Annotated in this window: 15 protein-coding genes; 1 reads left to right on the forward strand and 14 read right to left on the reverse strand. The window is 66.2% G+C overall.

What is annotated here, in order from left to right; translation table 11 throughout:
• Position 1: 1 nt before the first annotated feature.
• The 12 genes from murC to coq7 form a co-directional block, all read right to left on the reverse strand.
• Positions 2-1,399, reverse strand: coding sequence for a UDP-N-acetylmuramate--L-alanine ligase (gene murC, locus WS45_RS16230; protein ID WP_059688958.1), 1,398 nt, complete (start codon positions 1,397-1,399; stop codon positions 2-4).
• The gene (murG, locus tag WS45_RS16235; protein ID WP_059535168.1) at positions 1,396-2,499 is read right to left on the reverse strand and encodes an undecaprenyldiphospho-muramoylpentapeptide beta-N-acetylglucosaminyltransferase; all 1,104 of its coding nucleotides are present in this window, start codon (positions 2,497-2,499) and stop codon (positions 1,396-1,398) included. Before murG ends, murC begins: the two co-directional genes overlap by 4 nt.
• The gene (gene ftsW, locus WS45_RS16240) at positions 2,496-3,779 is read right to left on the reverse strand and encodes a putative lipid II flippase FtsW (protein WP_059535166.1); all 1,284 of its coding nucleotides are present in this window, start codon (positions 3,777-3,779) and stop codon (positions 2,496-2,498) included. Before ftsW ends, murG begins: the two co-directional genes overlap by 4 nt.
• Positions 3,776-5,287, reverse strand: coding sequence for a UDP-N-acetylmuramoyl-L-alanine--D-glutamate ligase (gene murD / locus WS45_RS16245; protein ID WP_059700736.1), 1,512 nt, complete (start codon positions 5,285-5,287; stop codon positions 3,776-3,778). Before murD ends, ftsW begins: the two co-directional genes overlap by 4 nt.
• Positions 5,288-5,315: 28 nt before the next feature.
• Positions 5,316-6,485, reverse strand: a complete 1,170-nt coding sequence (gene mraY, locus WS45_RS16250) for a phospho-N-acetylmuramoyl-pentapeptide-transferase (RefSeq protein ID WP_059451891.1) — start codon at positions 6,483-6,485, stop codon at positions 5,316-5,318.
• A 16-nt stretch (positions 6,486-6,501) separates the two neighbouring features.
• On the reverse strand, positions 6,502-7,908 hold the full coding sequence (locus WS45_RS16255; protein ID WP_059700737.1) for a UDP-N-acetylmuramoyl-tripeptide--D-alanyl-D-alanine ligase: 1,407 nt from the start codon (positions 7,906-7,908) through the stop codon (positions 6,502-6,504).
• Positions 7,905-9,443, reverse strand: coding sequence for a UDP-N-acetylmuramoyl-L-alanyl-D-glutamate--2,6-diaminopimelate ligase (locus WS45_RS16260; RefSeq protein WP_059700738.1), 1,539 nt, complete (start codon positions 9,441-9,443; stop codon positions 7,905-7,907). The genes WS45_RS16255 and WS45_RS16260 overlap by 4 nt, the downstream gene beginning before the upstream one ends.
• A complete protein-coding gene (locus WS45_RS16265; RefSeq protein WP_059535159.1) occupies positions 9,440-11,287 on the reverse strand; it encodes a peptidoglycan D,D-transpeptidase FtsI family protein in 1,848 nt (615 codons plus the stop codon). The genes WS45_RS16260 and WS45_RS16265 overlap by 4 nt, the downstream gene beginning before the upstream one ends.
• Positions 11,284-11,625, reverse strand: a complete 342-nt coding sequence (gene ftsL, locus WS45_RS16270) for a cell division protein FtsL (protein WP_059700739.1) — start codon at positions 11,623-11,625, stop codon at positions 11,284-11,286. Before ftsL ends, WS45_RS16265 begins: the two co-directional genes overlap by 4 nt.
• On the reverse strand, positions 11,622-12,563 hold the full coding sequence (gene rsmH, locus WS45_RS16275; RefSeq protein WP_059535156.1) for a 16S rRNA (cytosine(1402)-N(4))-methyltransferase RsmH: 942 nt from the start codon (positions 12,561-12,563) through the stop codon (positions 11,622-11,624). Before rsmH ends, ftsL begins: the two co-directional genes overlap by 4 nt.
• Before the next feature lie 23 nt (positions 12,564-12,586).
• The gene (mraZ, locus tag WS45_RS16280) at positions 12,587-13,015 is read right to left on the reverse strand and encodes a division/cell wall cluster transcriptional repressor MraZ (protein ID WP_006400450.1); all 429 of its coding nucleotides are present in this window, start codon (positions 13,013-13,015) and stop codon (positions 12,587-12,589) included.
• A gap of 387 nt (positions 13,016-13,402) precedes the next feature.
• Entirely contained in the window at positions 13,403-14,029 is a 627-nt protein-coding gene (coq7, locus tag WS45_RS16285) for a 2-polyprenyl-3-methyl-6-methoxy-1,4-benzoquinone monooxygenase (RefSeq protein ID WP_059608158.1), read from the reverse strand.
• Between the two features lie 277 nt (positions 14,030-14,306).
• Between coq7 and WS45_RS16290 the strand changes: the two genes are divergently transcribed.
• Complete coding sequence (locus tag WS45_RS16290) at positions 14,307-15,464, forward strand: porin (protein WP_059535150.1); 1,158 nt, start codon at positions 14,307-14,309, stop codon at positions 15,462-15,464.
• Positions 15,465-15,789: 325 nt separating this feature from the next.
• On the opposite strand, the gene WS45_RS16295 is transcribed toward WS45_RS16290, so the two are convergent.
• Positions 15,790-17,463 carry a long-chain fatty acid--CoA ligase gene (locus WS45_RS16295; RefSeq protein WP_059535148.1) on the reverse strand — a complete coding sequence of 558 codons (1,674 nt, stop codon included), beginning with the start codon at positions 17,461-17,463 and terminating at the stop codon, positions 15,790-15,792.
• A gap of 136 nt (positions 17,464-17,599) precedes the next feature.
• A complete protein-coding gene (locus WS45_RS16300; RefSeq protein WP_059535146.1) occupies positions 17,600-19,675 on the reverse strand; it encodes a molybdopterin-containing oxidoreductase family protein in 2,076 nt (691 codons plus the stop codon).
• Positions 19,676-20,135 lie beyond the last annotated feature (460 nt).

Here is a 20,135-nt window from a genome sequence, read left to right on the forward strand (position 1 = left end):
GTCATGCCTTCTGTTGTGTGTGTTGCACGAGCTTCGCCGGCACGCCGCCGATCGAACCCGCGCCCATCGTGATCACCACGTCGCCGTTCTGCGCGACCTTGGCCAGTGCGTCCGGCACGTCGTCGACCGTCGCGACGAACACCGGGTCAACCTTGCCCACCGCGCGCAGCGCACGCGACAGCGCGTCGCCGTTGGCCGTCGCGATCGCCGCTTCGCCCGCGGCATAGACTTCCGTCAGCACCAGCGCGTCGACCGTCGACAGCACGTTGACGAAGTCGTCGAAGCAATCGCGCGTGCGCGTGTAGCGGTGCGGCTGGAACGCCAGCACGAGGCGGCGGCCCGGGAACGCGCCGCGCGCGGCCGCGATCGTCGCGGCCATCTCGACGGGGTGATGGCCGTAGTCGTCGATCAGCGTGTAGTGGCCGCCGTCCGCGCTCGGCACCTCGCCGTAGCGCTGGAAGCGTCGGCCGACGCCGTTGAATTCCGCCAGCGCCAGCTGGATCGCGTCGTCCGCCACGCCGAGATCGGTCGCGATCGCGATCGCCGCGAGCGCGTTCTGCACGTTGTGCAGGCCCGGCAGGTTCAGCACCACCGCGAGCGGCGCACGGCCTTCGCGGATCACCGTGAAGTGCATGCGGCCGTCGCGCGCGTCGATGTCTTCCGCACGCACCTGCGCGTCCGGCGACAGCCCGTAGCGCACGACCGGCTTCGAAATGAACGGGATGATCTGCCGCACGTTCGGATCGTCGACGCACACCACCGCGCTGCCGTAGAACGGCAGACGCTGCGTGAATTCGATGAACGCCTGCTTGAGCCGCGCGAAATCGTGGCCGTAGGTGTCCATGTGATCGGCGTCGATGTTCGTGATGACTTCGATCACCGGATACAGGTTCAGGAACGACGCGTCCGACTCGTCGGCCTCGGCGACGATGAAGTCGCCCGTGCCGAGCCGCGCGTTCGCGCCGGCGCTGATCAGCCGGCCGCCGATCACGAAGGTCGGATCCAGCCCGCCCGCCGCGAGCACGCTCGCGACGAGGCTCGTCGTCGTGGTCTTGCCGTGCGTGCCGGCGATCGCGATCCCCTGCTTCAGGCGCATCAGCTCCGCGAGCATCACCGCGCGCTGCACGATCGGCACGCGCTGGTGGCGCGCGGCGAGCACTTCGGGGTTGTCCGAGCGCACGGCCGTCGACACGACGACCGCGTTCGCGCCCTCGATGTTCGCCGCGTCGTGCCCGATCGCGATCCGCGCGCCGAGCGCCGCGAGGCGATCGGTCACCGCGTTGCGCGACAGGTCGGAGCCGCTGACCTCGTAGCCGAGGTTGACGAGCACTTCGGCGATGCCGCTCATGCCCGCGCCGCCGATCCCGACGAAATGAATGTGTTTGACGATGTGTTTCATTGCAGTTGTTCCAGGTTCGCGCCGGCCACCTTCGCGCAGACGCGCGCGACTTCGTCGGTGGCCTCGGGCTTCGCCAGCGAGCGCGAACGCTCCGCCATGTCCGCGAGCGACGCCCGCGACTGGCCGCGCAGCCAGTCGGCAAGCAGTTCCGCCGACAGGTCGCGTTGTTGCACCAGCACCGCCGCGCCCGCATCGGCGAGGAACGCGGCGTTGGTCGTCTGGTGGTCGTCGACCGCGTACGGGAACGGCACGAACAGCGCCGCCACGCCCACCGCCGCGATTTCCGACACCGTCATCGCGCCGGAGCGGCAGATCACGAGATCCGCCGCCGCGTACGCGGTGGCCATGTCGTCGATGAACGGCACGAGCCGCACGTCGTCGCCGCCGGTGAATCCGGCCGCTTCGTAATTCGCCTTCAGCGCGTCGATGTGCTTCGCGCCGGCCTGGTGCACGATGCGCGGGCGCTCGCCCGGCGCCAGCAGCGCCAGCGCGCGCGGCACGACTTCGTTCAGCGCGGCGGCGCCGAGACTGCCGCCGACGACCAGCACGTTCAGCGGGCCGCTGCGCGACGCATAGCGTGCTTTGGGCGTTTCCGTGCGCGCAAGTTCCGCGCGAATCGGGTTGCCGGTCCATTCCGCGTGCGGCAGTGCGCCAGGGAACGCGACGAGCACGCGCTTCGCGAATTTCGCGAGCACCTTGTTCGCGAGACCGGCGATCGAATTCTGTTCGTGCAGCACGAGCGGGCGGCCCGACAGCGCGGTCATCACGCCCGCCGGGAACGTGATGTAGCCGCCCATCCCGAGCACGACGTCCGGCCGCACGCGGCGCAGCGCGCCGAGACTCTGCCAGCACGCGCGCAGCAGGTTGAACGGCAGCGTCAGCTTGGTCTTCAGGCCCTTGCCGCGCAGTCCGCCGAAGCGCACGTATTCCATCGGAATGCCGTGCTTCGGCACGAGCGTCGCTTCCATCCCGGCCGGATTGCCGAGCCACACGACGCGCCAGCCCGCCGCTTCCATCCGGTGCGCGACGGCGAGCCCCGGGAACACGTGGCCCCCGGTGCCGCCTGCCATCACCATCAGCGTGCGTCGCGACGCGGTCATACCTTCCCTCCCCGCATCAATACGCGATTTTCATAGTCGACCCGCAACAGCACCGCAAGCGCGACACAGTTCAGCAGGATGCCCGAGCCGCCGTAGCTCACGAGCGGCAGCGTCAGGCCCTTGGTCGGCAGCAGGCCGAGGTTCACGCCCATGTTGATGAACGTCTGCGCGCCGAACCAGATGCCGATGCCCTTCGCCATCAGGCCCGCGAACGTGCGGTCGAGCGCGAGCGCCTGACGGCCGATCTCGAACGCGCGGCGTACGATCCAGTAAAACAGCAGGATCACGACCAGCACGCCGACGAAGCCGAGTTCCTCGCCGATCACCGCGAGGATGAAGTCGGTATGCGCTTCGGGCAGGTAGTTCAGCTTCTCGACGCTGCCGCCGAGGCCGACGCCGAACCACTCGCCGCGGCCGAACGCGATCAGCGAGTGCGTGAGCTGGTACGCCTTGCCCTGCGCATAGCGTTCGTCCCACGGATCGAGGTACGCGAAGATCCGCTCGCGACGCCACGGCGACAGCCATACGAGCATCGTGAAGGTGCCAACCGCCGTCGCGACCAGGCCGCCGAACAGCTTGCCGTTCACGCCGCCGAGGAACAGCACGCCCATCGCGATCGCGGCGACCACCATGAACGCGCCCATGTCCGGCTCGAGCAGCAGCAGCGCGCCGACGAGACCGACCGCGAACGCCATCGGCAGGAAGCCCTTCGCGAAGCTCTGCATGTATTCCTGCTTGCGCACCGTGTAGTTCGCCGCGTAGATCGTCACCGCGAGCTTCATGATTTCCGACGGCTGCATGTTGGTGATGCCGAGCGGAATCCAGCGGCGCGCACCGTTCACCCCCTTGCCGACGTGCGGGATCAGCACGATCACGAGGCCGACCAGTGCGATCAGGAAGAGATGCGGCGCGTATTTGTCCCAGGTCGACACGGGCACGCGGAACGCGATCACCGCCGCGATGAACGCGACGCCAAGCGACACGCAGTGGCGCATCAGGAACGCATAGTCGTGATACGACGCGTATTTCGGCGAATCGGGCATCGCGATCGACGCCGAGTACACCATCACCACGCCGAGCCCGAGCAGCGCGATCGCGACCCACAGCAGCGAGTAGTCGAAATCGAGCATCCGCGAGCGGCTCGGCCGCACGCCATTGACGACGCTCGCGAGGCCGCCGGTCGCGGCGCGCGTGGCCGACGCGACGCGGCCGCCGGCAGCATTGCCGCCGGTGTCGCGCCGGTCGTTGAAACGGGAGACGAGGCGATCGGACCAGCTCATGGCGTCGCTCCTTTGTCGATGGCGATTTCATCCACCGCCGCGCGGAACACATCCGCGCGATGGGCGTAGTTCCTGAACATGTCGAGGCTCGCGCACGCGGGCGACAGCAGCACCGCATCGCCCGGCTCGGCGAGGTCGGCGGCGGCATGCACCGCGCCTTCGAGCGTCGCGTGGTCGGCGAGCGGCACGCCGGTTTCGGCGAGCGTGTCGCGAATCGCCGGCGCATCGCGGCCGATCAGCATCACCGCACGGCACCAGCGCGCGACCGGCGCGACCAGCGGCGCGAAATCCTGACCCTTGCCGTCGCCGCCGGCGATCAGCACGGTCTTCTGCGCGAGCCCGTCGAGCGCGGCCACCGTCGCGCCGACGTTCGTTCCCTTGCTGTCGTCGACGTAGTCCACGTCGTCGATCGTCGCGATCACTTCGACGCGATGCGCCTCGCCGCGGTATTCGCGCAGCGCGTGCAGCAACGGCGCGGCCGGCAGATCGATCGCGCGTGCAAGCGCGAACGCGGCCAGCGCGTTCGCCGCGTTGTGCAGCCCGCGGATGCGCAGCGCGTCGGCCGGCATCAGGCGCTTCTGCGCGATGTCGGGCGTATGCGTGCCGTCGCGCTTGCGGCGACGGCTCGTCGTCGTCTCGTCCGGCGCGTCGCGGTCGACCGCTTCGACCAGCCACGCAATGCCGTTGTCGCGCGACAGGCCATAGTCGCCGTCCTGCGTCGGTTCGTTCAGGCCGAACGTGACCGTGCGCGCCGCATCGGCCGCGCCGGCGGCCGGCGCGAACTTCATCACGGCCGCATCGTCGCGGTTGAGCACGCGCGTGGTCGTCGCGCCGAAGATCCGGCCCTTCGCGGCCGCATAGGCGTCGAAGCTGCCATGCCAGTCGAGGTGATCCTGCGTGATGTTGAGGATCGCGGCCGCGTCCGGTGCGAACGTGCGTGCCGTCTCGAGCTGGAAACTCGACAGTTCGAGCACCCAGACGTCGGGCAACGCGGTATCGTCGATCGCGCCCGCGAGCCGGTCGAGCATCGCCGGGCTGATGTTGCCGGCGACGGCGACCTTCTTGCCCGAACGCTGGCACAGCAGGCCCGTGAGGCTCGTCGTCGTGGTCTTGCCGTTGGTGCCGGTGATCGCGAGCACCTTCGGCTGGTAGCCGCTCGTGCCGAGCGCGCGCAGCGCCTGCGCGAAGAATTCCAGTTCGCCCCACACGGCGATCGCGCGCTCGTTCGCGGCCGCGATCAGCGCCGCCAGTGCCGGTTCGAGCGGCGACAGGCCGGGGCTCAGCCCGACGATCTCGATGCCGCCGTCGAGCAGTGCAGGCGTGAACGGCCCGCCGACGAACTCCGCATCGATGCCTTCGGCCTGCAGCGCGGCAAGGTTCGGCGGCGCCTCGCGGGTATCGGCAATTCGCAGCCGGCACCCGTGCCTCGCGCACCATCGCGCGATCGCGAGACCCGATTCCCCGAGCCCCAGTACGAGCACCATCGGCCGCTGCCGATCTCCAAACATCTCGCCAGACATCCTTGTTACCTTTCCTTTACCGCAACTTGAGGGTGGACAGACCGAACAGGCACAGCATCAGCGTGATGATCCAGAAACGCACCACCACCTGCGTTTCCTTCCAGCCGGACAATTCGAAATGGTGATGCAGCGGTGCCATCTTCAGCAGGCGCCGCCCTTCGCCGTAACGCTTCTTCGTGTACTTGAACCACGACACCTGCAGCATCACCGACAGCGTTTCCGCGACGAAGATGCCGCCCATGATGAACAGCACGATTTCCTGGCGCACGATCACCGCGACCGTGCCGAGCGCGCCGCCAAGCGCCAGCGCGCCGACGTCGCCCATGAACACCTGCGCGGGGTGCGTGTTGTACCAGAGGAACGCGAGCCCTGCCCCGCCCATCGCGGAGCAGAAGATCAGCAATTCACCGGCGCCCGGGATGTGCGGGAACAGCAGATATTTCGAATAGACCGAGCTGCCCATCACGTACGCGAACACGCCGAGCGACGCACCGACCAGCACGACCGGCATGATCACGAGACCGTCGAGGCCGTCGGTCAGGTTCACCGCGTTGCTCGCGCCGACGATCACGAAGTAGGTCAGCACGATGAAGCCCCAGACGCCCAGCGGGTAGCTGATCGACTTCAGGAACGGCAACATCAGGTCGGCCCGCGCGGGCAGCCCCATCGACAGGCCGCTGCGCACCCACGCCATGAACAGGTCGAACACACGCACGTTGTTCGCCTCGGACACGCTGAATGCGAGGTAGACCGCCGCGAACAACCCGATCACCGACTGCCAGAAATACTTCTCGCGCGACGACATCCCGCGCGGGTCCTTGTAGACGACCTTGCGGTAGTCGTCGACCCAGCCAATGACGCCGAAGCCGAACGTGACGAGCATCACGATCCAGATGAAACGGTTCGTCAGGTCGCCCCACAGCAGCGTCGCGACCGCGATGCCGATCAGGATCAGCACGCCGCCCATCGTCGGCGTGCCGGACTTGACGAGATGGCTCTGCGGGCCGTCCTTGCGCACGGCCTGCCCGACCTTCATTTGCGTCAGCTTGCGGATCACCCACGGTCCGCACACGAGCCCGATCCCGAGCGCGGTGATGGTAGCCATCACCGCACGGAACGTCAGGTACGTGAACAAGCGCAAAAAGCTTGCGTCTCCTTGCAGCCATTGCGCCAGCGCCAGCAGCATGCTTCCTTCCTTCTACTCAGTGTGCAGCGGGCACCGTGCCCGCCGCGGGTTGTTTCGTCAGCGCGTCGACCACGCGCTCCATCTTCATGTACCGCGAGCCCTTCACGAGCACCGTCGCCTGCGCGCCGTAGCCCGCCGCGAGCAGCGCCGTCACCAGCGCGCCGACGTCGCCGAAATGGCGGGCCGTGTCGCCGTACGCGGTACATGCATCGCGCGACGCATCGCCGAGCGCGAACAGCGCATCGATGCCGCGCTCGCGCGCATACGCGCCGATCTCCCGGTGAAATGCCGGGCCTTCGTCGCCCACCTCGCCCATGTCGCCGATCACCAGCACGCGCGGCGCCGGTTGTGCGGCCAGCACGTCGATCGCCGCGCGCATCGAATCGGGGTTCGCGTTGTAGGTGTCGTCGACGACCGTCGCGCCCGCGAGGCTGCCGACATCCGCTCGCCGGACCTGCAAACGGCCCTTGACCGGCTCGAACGATTCGAGGCCCTGCTTGATCGCGGCCAGCTCGATACCGGCCGCGAGCGTCGCGGCCGTGGCCGCCAATGCGTTGCGTGCGTTGTGCTCGCCGAGCGCGCGCAGCCGCACCGTCACCGAGCCGGACGGCGTGTCGATCGCAAGCTCGCCGCCGTGCAGACGGCCCGTGACCTGCGCTTCGATCTGCCGTTCGGCGTCGTGCAGCGCGAAATCGAGAATCCGGTTGCCGGTCGCCGCGACACGCCAGATACCGGCGTACGCGTCGTCGGCCGGAAACACCGCGACGCCGTCCGGCGTCAGCGCGTGGATCACGGCCGCGTGTTCGAGCGCGACCGCCTCGACCGTCGCCATGAATTCCTGGTGTTCGCGCTGCGCATTGTTGACGAGCGCGACGGTCGGCGCCGCGAGGCGCGCGAGAACTTCGGTCTCGCCCGGGTGATTCATCCCGAGCTCGATCACCGCGACGCGATGCGCGTCCGACAGGCGCAGCAGCGTCAGCGGCACGCCGATGTCGTTGTTCAGGTTGCCGGCCGTCGCCAGCCGCGCGTCTGCGCCGACGGCCGCCGTGAAGATCGACGCGATCATTTCCTTGACGGTCGTCTTGCCGTTGCTGCCCGTCACCGCGACGAGCGGCACCGCGAAGCGCTTGCGCCAGCCGTGCGCGAGCGCGCCGAGCGCGGCACGCGTTTCACCGCCCTCGACGACCGGCATCGCCAGGCCCGCCGGCGCATGCGCGACGAGCGCCGCGGCCGCGCCGCGCGCGGCCACGTCGCCGAGGAAGTCGTGCGCGTCGAAGCGCTCGCCCTTCAGCGCGACGAACAGGTCGCCCGGGCCGACCGTGCGGCTGTCCGTCGACACGCGCTCGAAGGTGGTGTCCGGATCGCCGTGGACGGTCGCGCCGGGAATCAGGCGCGCGGCTTCGCCGAGACTGAGCATCGTCATTGGCCGCCTCCCTTGCCGTGCGTCGCGCGTGCCGCGAGCGCGAGCCGCGCGTGATCCTGATCGGAGAACGCGCGCTTCTTGCCCATGATTTCCTGCGTCGCCTCGTGCCCCTTGCCGGCCAGCACGACGACGTCCTCGCGGGCGGCACCGCGCACGGCCTGCAGGATCGCGCTCGCGCGATCCTCGATGCGGCGTGCGCGATCGGGCGCGGTCATCCCCGCGATGACCTGGTCGATGATGCGCTGCGGATCCTCGCTGCGCGGATTGTCGCTCGTGACGACGACTTCGTCGGCGAGCCGCTCGGCGATCGCGCCCATCAGCGGGCGCTTCGTCGCGTCGCGATCGCCGCCGCAGCCGAACATGCAGACGAGCCGCCCGCCGCGCGCCGCCGCGATCGGGCGCAATGCATCGAGCGTCTTGTCGAGCGCATCGGGCGTGTGCGCGTAGTCGATCACGACCAGCGGTTCGTCGTTCTGCAGCCGGCCGCCAAGGCGCTGCATGCGCCCGTTGACGGACTCGAGCCGCGCAATCTCCGCGACGGCCGCATCGAACGGCACGTCGGCCGCGAGCAGCGAGCCGAGCACCGCGAGCAGGTTGCTGACGTTGAACGTGCCGAGCGTGCCGACCTCGACGTCCGCGTCGCCCCACGACGAGCGCAGGCGGAAAGCCGTGCCCGTGGCGGTCGCGCGCACGTCGAGCGCGACCAGCTCGCGATCGGCGTCGGCCGCCTGCACGTCGCCGACCCCGTATGCGATCGTGCGCACGCGGCCGACCAGCTTCTCGAGCAGGCGGCGGCCGGCTTCGTCGTCGCGATTGACGACCGCCGCGCGCAGACCGCGCCACGCGAACAGCTTCGACTTCGCGGCTTCGTACGCGTCGAACGTGCCGTGATAGTCGAGGTGATCCTGCGTGAGGTTCGTGAAGACGGCGATGTCGAATGCCGTGCCGTTCACGCGGCCCTGATGCAGCGCGTGCGAAGACACTTCCATCGCGACGGCCTTCGCGCCCGCGTCGTGCAGTTGCGCGAGGCTGCGCTGCAGCTGCGGCGCGTCAGGTGTCGTGAAGCCGGTCGGCACCAGCTGCCCCGGCATGCCGCTGCCGAGCGTGCCGATCAGCGCGCACGGCTGGTGCAGCGCCGTCAGCGCGGCCGCGATCCATTGCGTGCAGGACGTCTTGCCGTTGGTGCCGGTCACGCCGATGGCGAGCAGGCTGTCGCTCGGGTCGCCGTACCAGCCGCTGGCGATCTCGCCGGCCAGCTGGTCGAGCGCCGGCACCGCGAGTGCGACGGGCACGGCCGGCGCGGCTTCGAGACCTTCCGGCTGATACAGCACGGCGGCCGCGCCGTGCGCGACGGCATCGGAAATGAAGGCGCGATTGTCTGCCCCGTCGACCGCATAGCCGAGGAACACGTCGCCTGCCTTCAGGCTGCGCGTGTCGGCATGCAGTTGCGCCGCGGGGGCCACATGCTGGCGCAGCCACGCAAGCGCGGCCGCGATCTGCTGATGCGCCGGATGGGAACTGCGAGCGGCGCTCATCGAACAACTCCTGGTGAATTACGTGTCGTGCTGGATACGATCATATGCTTCGCGCCGCCGCCCGCGGCGAGCTTTTGCGGGCCCGTCCCGGCGGGCGCGCCAGGCGCGTCGTCGGACACGACGAGCTGCTTGATCGGCATGTTCGGCGGCACGTTCAGCGCGCGCATCGTATCGCCCGCGATCGCCGAGAATACGGGGCCCGACACCTGGCCGCCGAAGTGGCTGCCGGCGGTCGGCTCGTCGACCGACACCGCGATCACGACGCGCGGATTCGGCATCGGCGCCATGCCGACGAACGACGCGCGGTACTTGCGCGTGTAGCCGTGACCTTCATGCTTGTACGCGGTACCGCTCTTGCCGCCGACCCGATAACCCGGCACGGCCGCATCCGGCGACGTGCCGCCCGGCGCCACCACCGTTTCGAGCATCGCGCGCACTTCGCGCGCGGTGGTCGGGTTGAACACCTGCGTGCCCACGATCGGCTGATTGGGGTCGGTCTTGAAAATGGTCACGGGCATCAGCTCGCCGTCATGCGCGATCGCCGTGTAGGCGCGCGCAAGCTGGAACAGCGACACCGACAGGCCGTAGCCGTACGACATCGTCGCCTGCTCGATGCGGCGCCAGCTCTTCCACGGACGCAGGCGGCCGGCCACCGCGCCCGGAAACCCGACCTTCGGCGCCTGGCCGAGGCCGATGCTCGTATACATATTCCACATTTCCTCGGGCCGCATCGTCATCGCGATCTTCGTCGCACCGATGTTGCTCGACTTCTGGATCACGCCGCCGACCGTCAGCGTGCCGAAACCTGCGTCGTCGGTGATCGGAGCGCCGTCGAGCACGAAATGCCCGTTGCCCGTCTCGACGAGCGTGTTCGGCGTCACGCGGTGCAGGTCGAGCGCGAGCGACACCGTAAACGGCTTCATGATCGAACCCGGTTCGAACACGTCGGTCATGATCCGGTTGCGCAACTGCTCGCCCGTCATGCGCGAGCGGTCGTTCGGGTTGTACGTCGGGTAGTTGACGAGCGCGAGCACCTCACCGGTGCGCACGTCGACGACCATCGCCGCGCCGGCCTTCGCCTTGAACTTCTCGACGGCGGCCTTCAGGTTCGCATACGCGATGTACTGGATCTTGCTGTCGATCGACAGGTCGACGTCCGTCCCGTTGTGCGGCGGGATCTGTTCGGCGACATCCTCGACGATGTGCCCCATCCGGTCCTTGATCACGCGGCGCACGCCGGACGTGCCGGACAGCATCTTCTGGTCGCCGAGTTCGACGCCTTCCTGCCCTTCGTCCTCGACGTTCGTGAAGCCGATCAGGTGAGCGGTGATCTCGCCTTCCGGATAGAAGCGCTTGTATTCGTTGCGCTGATAGATACCGGGAATGTCGAGCGCGGCGACCTTGTCCGCGACGTCGATCGGCACCTGGCGCTTTACGTAGACGAAACCCTTGTCCTGCGACAGCTTCACGCGCAGTTCCTTCGGCGTCATGCCGAGGAGCTTGCCGAGCTGGTTGACCTTGCCGGCGTCGAGATCGTCCGGCACGGCGTCCGGAATCGCCCAGATCGCGCGCACGGGCAGACTCGTCGCGAGCACGAGCCCGTTACGGTCGAGGATCTTGCCGCGCGTGGCCGGCAGCTCGATCGTGCGCTGGTAGCGGCTCTCGCCCTGCTTCTGATAGAACGCGTTGCCGGGGCCCTGGATCCAGAATGCCCGCGCGGCGAGCGCGACGAACGCCATGAACAGCAGGAACACGACGAGTTTCGAGCGCCACATCGGCAGGTGCACGCCGAGCACGGGGCTCGACGAGAACTTCACGTCCTGGCGCTTTTGCGACGGCTTCATCGCGCGCCTCCGTTGCCCTTGGTGGCCGTATCGGCCGACGCGGGAATCGGCGCGTCGGTCGCCTTCGCGGCGCCCGACGGCAGTGTCAGGTACTGGGTGCGACCCGTCGTGATCGGCTGCATCTTCAGCGAATCGTTCGCGAGCTGCTCGATGCGGGACGTCTTGGACAGCGCGCTCTGCTGATATTGAAGCTGCGCGTAGTCCTGCTGGAGCTGACGCTCCTGCGACTGCGCGCGCTGCAGCTGAATGAAGATCTGGCGCTGCTGGTTCGTCGAGTTGACGACCGACAGCGCGCAGCCCATCACGATGATCAGCAGGAAGATGTTGAAGCGGCTCATGGCGTGACGCGCTCCGCGATGCGCATCACGGCCGACCGGGCGCGCGGATTCGCGGCGACTTCCGCCTCGCTCGGGAACTGACGGCTGATGATCTTGAGCGGCGGGCTCGGGAGGTCGACGGCGCGGATCGGCAGGCGACGATCGACCGCGGGCGCACTCGCGTGCGCCTGCATGAATCGCTTGACGATCCGGTCCTCGAGTGAATGAAAGCTGATGACCACCAGCCGCCCCCCTTGCTCCAGCAACGACAATGCCGCGTCTAGTACGACTTGCAGGTCCGCAAGCTCTTGATTGACGTGAATCCGTATAGCCTGAAAGGTGCGGGTTGCCGGATCCTTGCCCTTCTCACGGGTTTTGACGACGTTACCCACGATTTGGGCAAGCTCGCCCGTGGTGTCGAGAGGCCCAAGACGGTCGGACTCTGCCCGGCGAGCAACAAGCGCCTTTGCAATCTGAAAAGCAAACCGTTCTTCCCCATAATCTCGTATCACCTCCGTCAATTCCTGCACCGAAGCCCGCGCGAGCCACTCGGCCGCCGACTCGCCGCGCGTCGGATCCATTCGCATGTCCAGCGGGCCATCCGCGCGAAAGCTGAAGCCGCGCGCCGGATCGTCCACCTGCGGCGAGGACACGCCCAGGTCCAGCAACACACCCGACACCTTCTCGACACCGCGCGCCGCAAGCGCGTCGCGCATCGATGCAAAGCTGTCATGCACGATCGAGAAGCGCGCATCCTCGATACGCTGCGCCGTCTCGATCGCCCTCGGATCCTTGTCGAACGCGATCAGCCGGCCGCCCGGCGCCAGCCGCGCGAGCACCGCGCGGCTATGACCGCCGCGCCCGAACGTGCCGTCGACATAAATGCCGTCCGGCCGCGTCACGAGCGAATCGACCGCTTCGTCCAACAGTACGGTCCGATGCTGCAATTCGTTTCCCATCGCGGGCGTCTCCGTCACCGCAATCAGAACGTGAAGTTCTTCAGCGCGTCGGGCATGCCCTGCGCCATCGCTGCCTGCTCCTTCGCGATGTAGGTCTGCGAATCCCACAGCTCGAAGTGACTACCCATTCCCAACAACATGACTTCCTTTTCCAGTCCGGCCGCCATCCGCAGCTCGGGCGATACGAGAATCCGGCCTGCGCTGTCGAGATCGACATCCATCGCATTGCCGAGAAAAATTCGCCGCCACCAATGCGCGTCCATCGGCAGCGCGGCGATCTTGGCGCGGAATACTTCCCATTCGGGGCGCGGAAACAGCAACAGGCAGCCGTCCGGGTGCTTGGTCACAGTCACCCGTCCTTCTGCCTGTCCTTGCAGCGCTTCGCGATAGCGAGCCGGCACCGACATCCGCCCTTTCGCATCGAGCGTCAGCGCCGACGCCCCTTGGAACACTTTCCGCTCTCCCGTTCAGGGCACCGAAGCACCCGCTCAATGCTCAAGAATTTAGCCCGAATGGCCCGCTAAATCACACAAAAATACACTTTCTCACACTGTCTCCCACTTTAGTGGAAGGGTTTGGCACGGTCAAGGGAGCGGCCCGGTTTTTTGACGAATTTTGTTAGTTAGAACAAGGACTTACGCGCGCATGCTCATGCGGCCCCTCATACCAAAAACCGTTATAAATGAATGAGCTAGTGCAACTTGTGAAGGTGATACGTGAGAAAGGCGGGCCAGACTGGCGTGCGGACGGGGCTTTCGGGGGCGGGAAAACGCGGAAAAAACGGGCGGTATCGGGAACGGCGAACCAGGACGGCGTCGCGCGCCGCCCCGGCCCGAATGTCAGAGATAGTATGCAGTGCTCGTCATGACTTTCGACGCGGCGCGCATCAGCATCCGCGCGGGCAGCGGCAGCTCGATCCCGCCGGCGTCGGTCGCGGCCTTGCCGTGCTTCACCTCGTCGAGCCGCATCTGCTCGACGATCGCACGCGACGCCGTGTCGGTCGCCGGCAGCTCGGACAGGTGCCCGTCGAGATGGCTCTCGACCTGGCGCTCCGTCTCCGCCATGAAGCCGAGGCTGACCTTGTCGCCCAGCGTGCCGGCGACGACGCCGATCGCGAGCGCGCCAGCGTACCACAGCGGGTTGAGCAGGCTCGGACGCGAATCGAGTTCCTTCAGCCGATGCGCGGTCCACGCGAGATGATCCTCCTCCTCGCGCGCGGCTTCCTCGAACATCGCCTTCGACGACGACGAGCGCGCGGTCAGCTTCTGCGCCTGATAAAGCGCCTGCGCGCAGACCTCGCCGACATGGTTCACGCGCATCAGCCCGGCGGCGTGCGTGCGCTCCGCGGGCGTCAGTTCGCCGGCCGGCGGCTCCGCCGGCGCGGGCACCGGGCGGCTCATCCGGCTAATGCCGGTCAGCGATCGCAGGCCGCGATCGAATTCGCTGATCAGTTCATCCAACACCATCCTGTTCTCCTGGCTGCGTGTGCTGCCGCGGGCGGCAAAGGCACGTGCTCCGCTGCGTAACCGACTTGATTATTCAGCGGAAATTGCGGTTAACCCGTGATTTTAACCATTGTTGCATAAAGGAAACATGGCAGCCTTGCGCCACGGCATTTCGCTTTGTCGGAAAAATCGGCTTTGCTACATTACGTGCAACTTCTTGCGAAGTTGACGGGGCCCGTCAACACAACATAACTATCCGCCCCGCCAAAAAAATTCAGTGTTTCTTGGAGATCCGTTAATGAAAAAGTCGCTTCTCGCGCTCGTCGCGCTGGGCGCGTTTGCTGGCGCAGCCCATGCGCAAAGCAGCGTGACGCTCTACGGCATCATCGATGAAGGCTTCATCTTCAACAACAACGCCAAGGGCGGCCACCTGTACGGTCTGGCAAGCGGCGTGATGCAAGGCAGCCGCTTCGGCCTGCGCGGCACCGAAGATCTGGGCAGCGGCCTGAAGGCGATCTTCGTGCTCGAAAACGGTTTCGACGTCAACTCCGGCAAGCTGGGCCAGGGCGGCCTGATGTTCGGCCGCCAGGCTTACGTCGGCCTGTCGAGCCAGTACGGTACGGTCACGCTGGGTCGCCAGTACGACTCCGTCGTCGACTTCGTCGGCCCGCTCGAGGCAGGCGACCAGTGGGGCGGCTACATCGCTGCTCACCCGGGCGACCTCGACAACTTCAACAACGCATATCGCGTGAACAACGCGGTCAAGTACACGAGCCCGACCTACGGCGGCTTCTCGTTCGGCGGCCTGTACAGCTTCGGCGGTCAAGCCGGCCAGTTCTCGAAGAACCAGGTCTGGTCGCTCGGCGCCGGTTACAACAACGGCCCGCTGGTGTTGGGTGTCGGCTACTTGAACGCACGCACGCCGGCGAACTTCGGCGGCATGTTCAACACCGGCGCGTCGGCTGCAGCGACGGCCGTGTCGTCGCCGGTCTACGGCGCATATGCGAACAGCGCGAACACGTACCAGGTCATCGGTGCGGGCGGTGCGTACACGTTCGGCGCAGCAACGATCGGCGCGACGTACTCGAACACGAAGTTCAAGGGCTTCTCGGTCGGTCCGTTCGTGAACCAGACCGCGACGTTCAACAACGGCGAAATCAACTTCAAGTATCAGTTGACCCCGGCGCTGATCGTCGGCGCGGCGTACGACTACACGCAAGGCAGCAAGATCGACGGCAACTCGGCAGCCAAGTACCACCAAGGCTCGCTGGGCGTCGACTACTTCCTGTCCAAGCGCACGGACGTCTACGTGATCGGCGTGTACCAGCATGCGTCGGGCAACGCGCTGAACTCGAAGGGCGAGGTCATTCCGGCAACGGCGTCGATCAACGGTCTCGATCCGTCGAGCACCAGCAACCAGGTTGCAGCGCGCGTCGGCATCCGTCACAAGTTCTAATCAGCTTGACTGACAAGCCGCAGCATATTGAAGGCGCCTTCGGGCGCCTTTTTCTTTTGCGGCTGCGAAGCGGTGAGCGGCGAACCGTTCGCGACGTCTCATCGACGTGAAGCCGCCGCTGCCGGCGGGTGGCACGCACCGAGGTACCGCGCCATGCGGATCGGGGCCGGCGGCGGCCCGATCGAGCCGCTCCGTCGGCCACGGCGCATCCCGGTAGAACGCGCGCCGTTCCTGCGACCGTCGAACCACGACGCGGCATCCTCGATGCCGGCACCACAAATAAAAAAGCCCGGCACTGGCCGGGCTGGTTGATTCGACTTCGGTGTTACGCGCGTCCGTCGCGCAGTTCGCGCCGCAGGATCTTGCCGACATTCGTCTTCGGCAGCTCCGTGCGGAACTCGACGAGTTTCGGCCGCTTGTAGCCGGTGAGCCGCTCCTTGCAGTACGCGAGGATGTCCTTGTCGGTAAGCGCCGGGTCCTTCTTCACGACGAACAGCTTCACGGCTTCGCCCGAGTGCTCGTCCGGCACGCCGACCGCCGCCACCTCGAACACGCCCGGGTGCGACGCCACCACGTCCTCGACCTCGTTCGGATACACGTTGAAACCGGATACCAGGATCATGTCCTTCTTCCGGTCGACGATCTTCACGTAACCGCGCGCGTCCATCACGCCGACGTCGCCGGTCTTGAAGAAACCGTCCGGGAACATGACCTTCGCGGTTTCGTCTGGACGGTTCCAGTAGCCGGCCATGACCTGCGGCCCGCGGATGCAGATCTCGCCCGGCTCGCCAAGCGCGACGTCGTTGCCGGCGTCATCGCGGATGGCCACTTCCGTCGACGGCAGCGGCAGGCCGATCGTCCCGCTGTATTCGGTCGCGGTCACCGGGTTGCAGGTCGCGACCGGCGAAGTCTCCGACAGGCCGTAGCCCTCGACGATCGCCGTATGGGTCTTCTCATACCAGCGCTTCGCGACGCCTTCCTGGATCGCCATGCCGCCACCATTGGCGATCACGAGCTTCGACAGGTCGAGCTGATTGAATTCGGGATGGTTCAGCAGTGCGTTGTACAGCGTGTTGACGGCTGGAATCGTCGAGATCTGGTACCCCTTCAACTCCTTGATCATGCCGCCGATGTCGCGCGGATTCGGGATCAGGACGCCCATGCCGCCCGTGCGCATCGTCAGGAAGCCGCAGACCGTCAGCGCGAACACGTGATAGAGCGGCAGCGCGACAACCGTCACGAACTGTTTCACCTCGGGGTACTTCTCGTGCGCCGGATGATGCCATGCGCCCGCCTGCAGCACGTTCGACACGATGTTCCGGTGCAGCAGCGTCGCGCCCTTCGCGACACCCGTCGTACCGCCCGTGTACTGGAGGAACGCGACGTCGTCGGGGCCGAGCTTCTCTGCCTTGAAGGTCTGCCGCGCACCTTCCGACAGCGCGGCCTTGAAGCGCGTGAACGACGGAAGCTGCCACGCCGGCACCATCTTCTTCACGTTGCGCACGACGTAATTGACGAGCCAGCCCTTGATGCCCAGCAGATCGCCCATCGACGCGACCACGACATGCTTGACCGCGGTATTGGCGATGACGGCCTGCAGCGTCGACGCGAAATTCTCGAGAATGACGATCGCCTCCGCTCCGCTGTCCTTCAGCTGATGTTCGAGCTCGCGCGGCGTATAGAGCGGGTTGACGTTGACGACGGTGAAGCCCGCGCGGAGCACCGCGACGATCGCCACCGGGTACTGCAGCACGTTCGGCATCATGAGCGCGACGCGCGCGCCGCGCTTCAGGCCGCGCGACTGCAACCACGCGCCGAACTGGCGCGACAGCGCATCGAGTTCGCCGTACGTGATGCTCTTGCCCATGCAGACGAACGCCTTGCGGTCACGATACTGCCTGAAGCTTTCGTCGAGGAGATCCGGGATGGAAGGATACGGGGACGCGTCAATTTCGGCTGGAACGCCGGGTGGGTACGATTTCAGCCAAATTTTGTTCATACTGCGCGTCTCCTCACAGATTTTCGAATGGTCGTGCTAAAACGCATCGTAGCGGCTCGTCCATGCTGAGACAACAGGGTTAGATGCCCACTTCGAACTTTCGGATACATTCGTCTGATGGTATCAAGAAGTTCTGTCAAATCCGCTCAACTTCCACCAGACAGTCGTAAAACGTCGCCGAGTTGCCGAGATCGGTCAGCGCCTGGCTCGTCACCTCGTTCGCATTCCGTCCATCCGCCGACAGCTTCTTCCACCAGATCGACAGTCCGACGACGAGTCCCGCGCGCGCACGATCGGTCACTCTCGCGACCGCCTGCATCGATCCGCGGTCGTTGAAGATGCGCACGATGTCGCCCTCCCCGATGCCGCGCGCGTCGGCGTCGGCCGGGTGTATATCGAGGTGAGGCTGGCCTTCCGTACTGCGCAGGCTGTCCACGTTCACGAACGTGCTGTTCAGGAAGTGGCGGGCCGGCGGGGAAATCATCGCCAGTGGATAGCGAGCGGCGAGTTCAGGCGCGGCCTCCGCCGATTCGAACGGCGGCAGATAATCAGGCACCGGGTCCATGCCCATCTGCTCGAGCCGCGCACTGTAGAACTCGCACTTGCCGGACGGTGTGCGAAAGCCACCATTCGCGAAAGGCGCGTCCGCCACCTTGAGCTTCAGCCAGCCGGCACGCTTCAACGTGTCCCAATCGCTGTCGAGTGCCGGATCGTCCCAACGGAGCGCCGTCTGCGCAACCTCTTCGTCGCTGTGATAAAGCGCGGGCTCGTCGAGCCCCATGCTGCGTGCGATGCCCCGAAAGATTTCCGTGTTCGGCCGTGCGTCGCCGACTGGCGGAATTGCCGGTAGATTCGCCATCACATAGGTGTGGCCGTACGACTTGTGGACGTCGAGATGCTCGAGTTGCGTCGTGGCCGGCAACACAATGTCGGCGAAATCGACCGTATCTGTCTTGAAGTGCTCTAGAACGACCGTGAACAGATCTTCGCGCGCGAACCCGGCGGCAACTTTCGACGAGTCGGGCGCGACCGCGACGGGATTCGAGTTGTAGACGATCACCGCTTCGAGCTTCGGCCCGAAGGTGGCGTCGCCCGGATGCAGCAGCGCATCGCCGATTGCATTCATGTTGATGATGCGCGGCAGTTTGTGAGGCCAGCCGGGCATCAGATCCGGACGCAGCAGCCCCGCCTGATTGACCGGTGCGGATTCCGACGACGACAGCAGAAGCCCGCCGGCCCGGTCGCGCCACGCGCCTGTCAGCGCGGGCAGGCTCGCTATCGCGCGCACGGCATTGCCGCCGCCGCGCACGCGCTGCATGCCGTAATTGAGGCGAATCGACGCCTTGCGGGTCGCGCCGTAACGACGTGCGAGTTCGATCAATTCCGACGCTTCGATGCCGCAGATTTGCGCGACACGCTCCGGCGGATAGGACAGGGCTCGCGCCTTGAGCGCGTCGAAGCCGAGCGTATGACGCGCGATGTAGTCGTGATCGAGCAGATCTTCGGTAATCAGCACATGCATCATGCCGAGCGCGAACGCGCCGTCGGTGCCCGGTTTCAACGCGATGTGCTGATGGCATTTCTCGGCCGTCAGCGAGCGGTAGGGATCGATCGCGACCAGACGGGCGCCTCGACGCTTGGCTTCCTGCGCTCGGGTCCAGAAATGCAGACTGGATGCGATCGGGTTGGCGCCCCAGATCAGGATCAGTTCGCTTTCCTCGAAATGCTCGAGATGCATGCCGACGCTTCCACCATACGTGTAGCGCAGCCCCGCTGCACCGGCTGCGGCGCAGATGGTCCGCTCAAGCCGGGACGCACCGAGCTTATGGAAGAACCGCTGTGCAATGCCTTCGCCCTGCACGAGTCCCATCGTTCCCGCGTAGCTGTACGGCACGATCGCCTCCGGCGCGCGCGCGGCGATTTCCCCGAGACGACGACCGATCTCGTCAAGTGCTTCGCTCCAGCTGATCGGCACGAAGCGCCCTTCCCCCTTCGCGCCGATGCGCTTGAGGGGAACGGTGAGCCGGTCGGGATGATGAACGCGGTCGGCATATCGGCTGACTTTCGTACACAACACGCCCTGCGTGGGCGGATGGTCGGGATCGCCCGTCACCTTGATGGCCCGGCCGTTTTCGACGGTCACGCGCATTGCGCACGTATCCGGACAATCGTGAGGGCAAACGGCCCGAGCTATCTGAATGGCGGCGTTCATCGTTCTGGATGCGACTGGGGTGGAGATTCGCAAATTTTACGTGGATGGACCGAATAAGGCCTCATTTCGCGCGAATTTCCCGCCTGTGCAGTGAGAAAACGGGGATGACGGATGAAAAATATCGACGCTGGACCGGCTCCGAATTGCCGATGCGACGATACGGACGTGGAGCGGGTGTTAGAAGTGCCTTGCCGAACCGGCCCGAGTCGCCTCCCTGGCTGGAGATTGCAGCGAATCGACGGGTGATTGGTCCGGGATGATGGAAAGCGGTGGATTCCGGCGACGCGCTTGGGCAGCAAACGGAGAGGTTCGATTGCCTGCACTCGCGTTTTCGCCGCCCCAATGCAAAAACCCCCGCCTGTTCGGGCGGGGGTTTCTGGCTTAGGGAGCCTGACGATTACCTACTTTCACACGGGAATCCGCACTATCATCGGCGTAGAGTCGTTTCACGGTCCTGTTC

Source organism: Burkholderia sp. RF2-non_BP3, from assembly GCF_001522185.1.
Lineage (GTDB): Bacteria > Pseudomonadota > Gammaproteobacteria > Burkholderiales > Burkholderiaceae > Burkholderia > Burkholderia diffusa.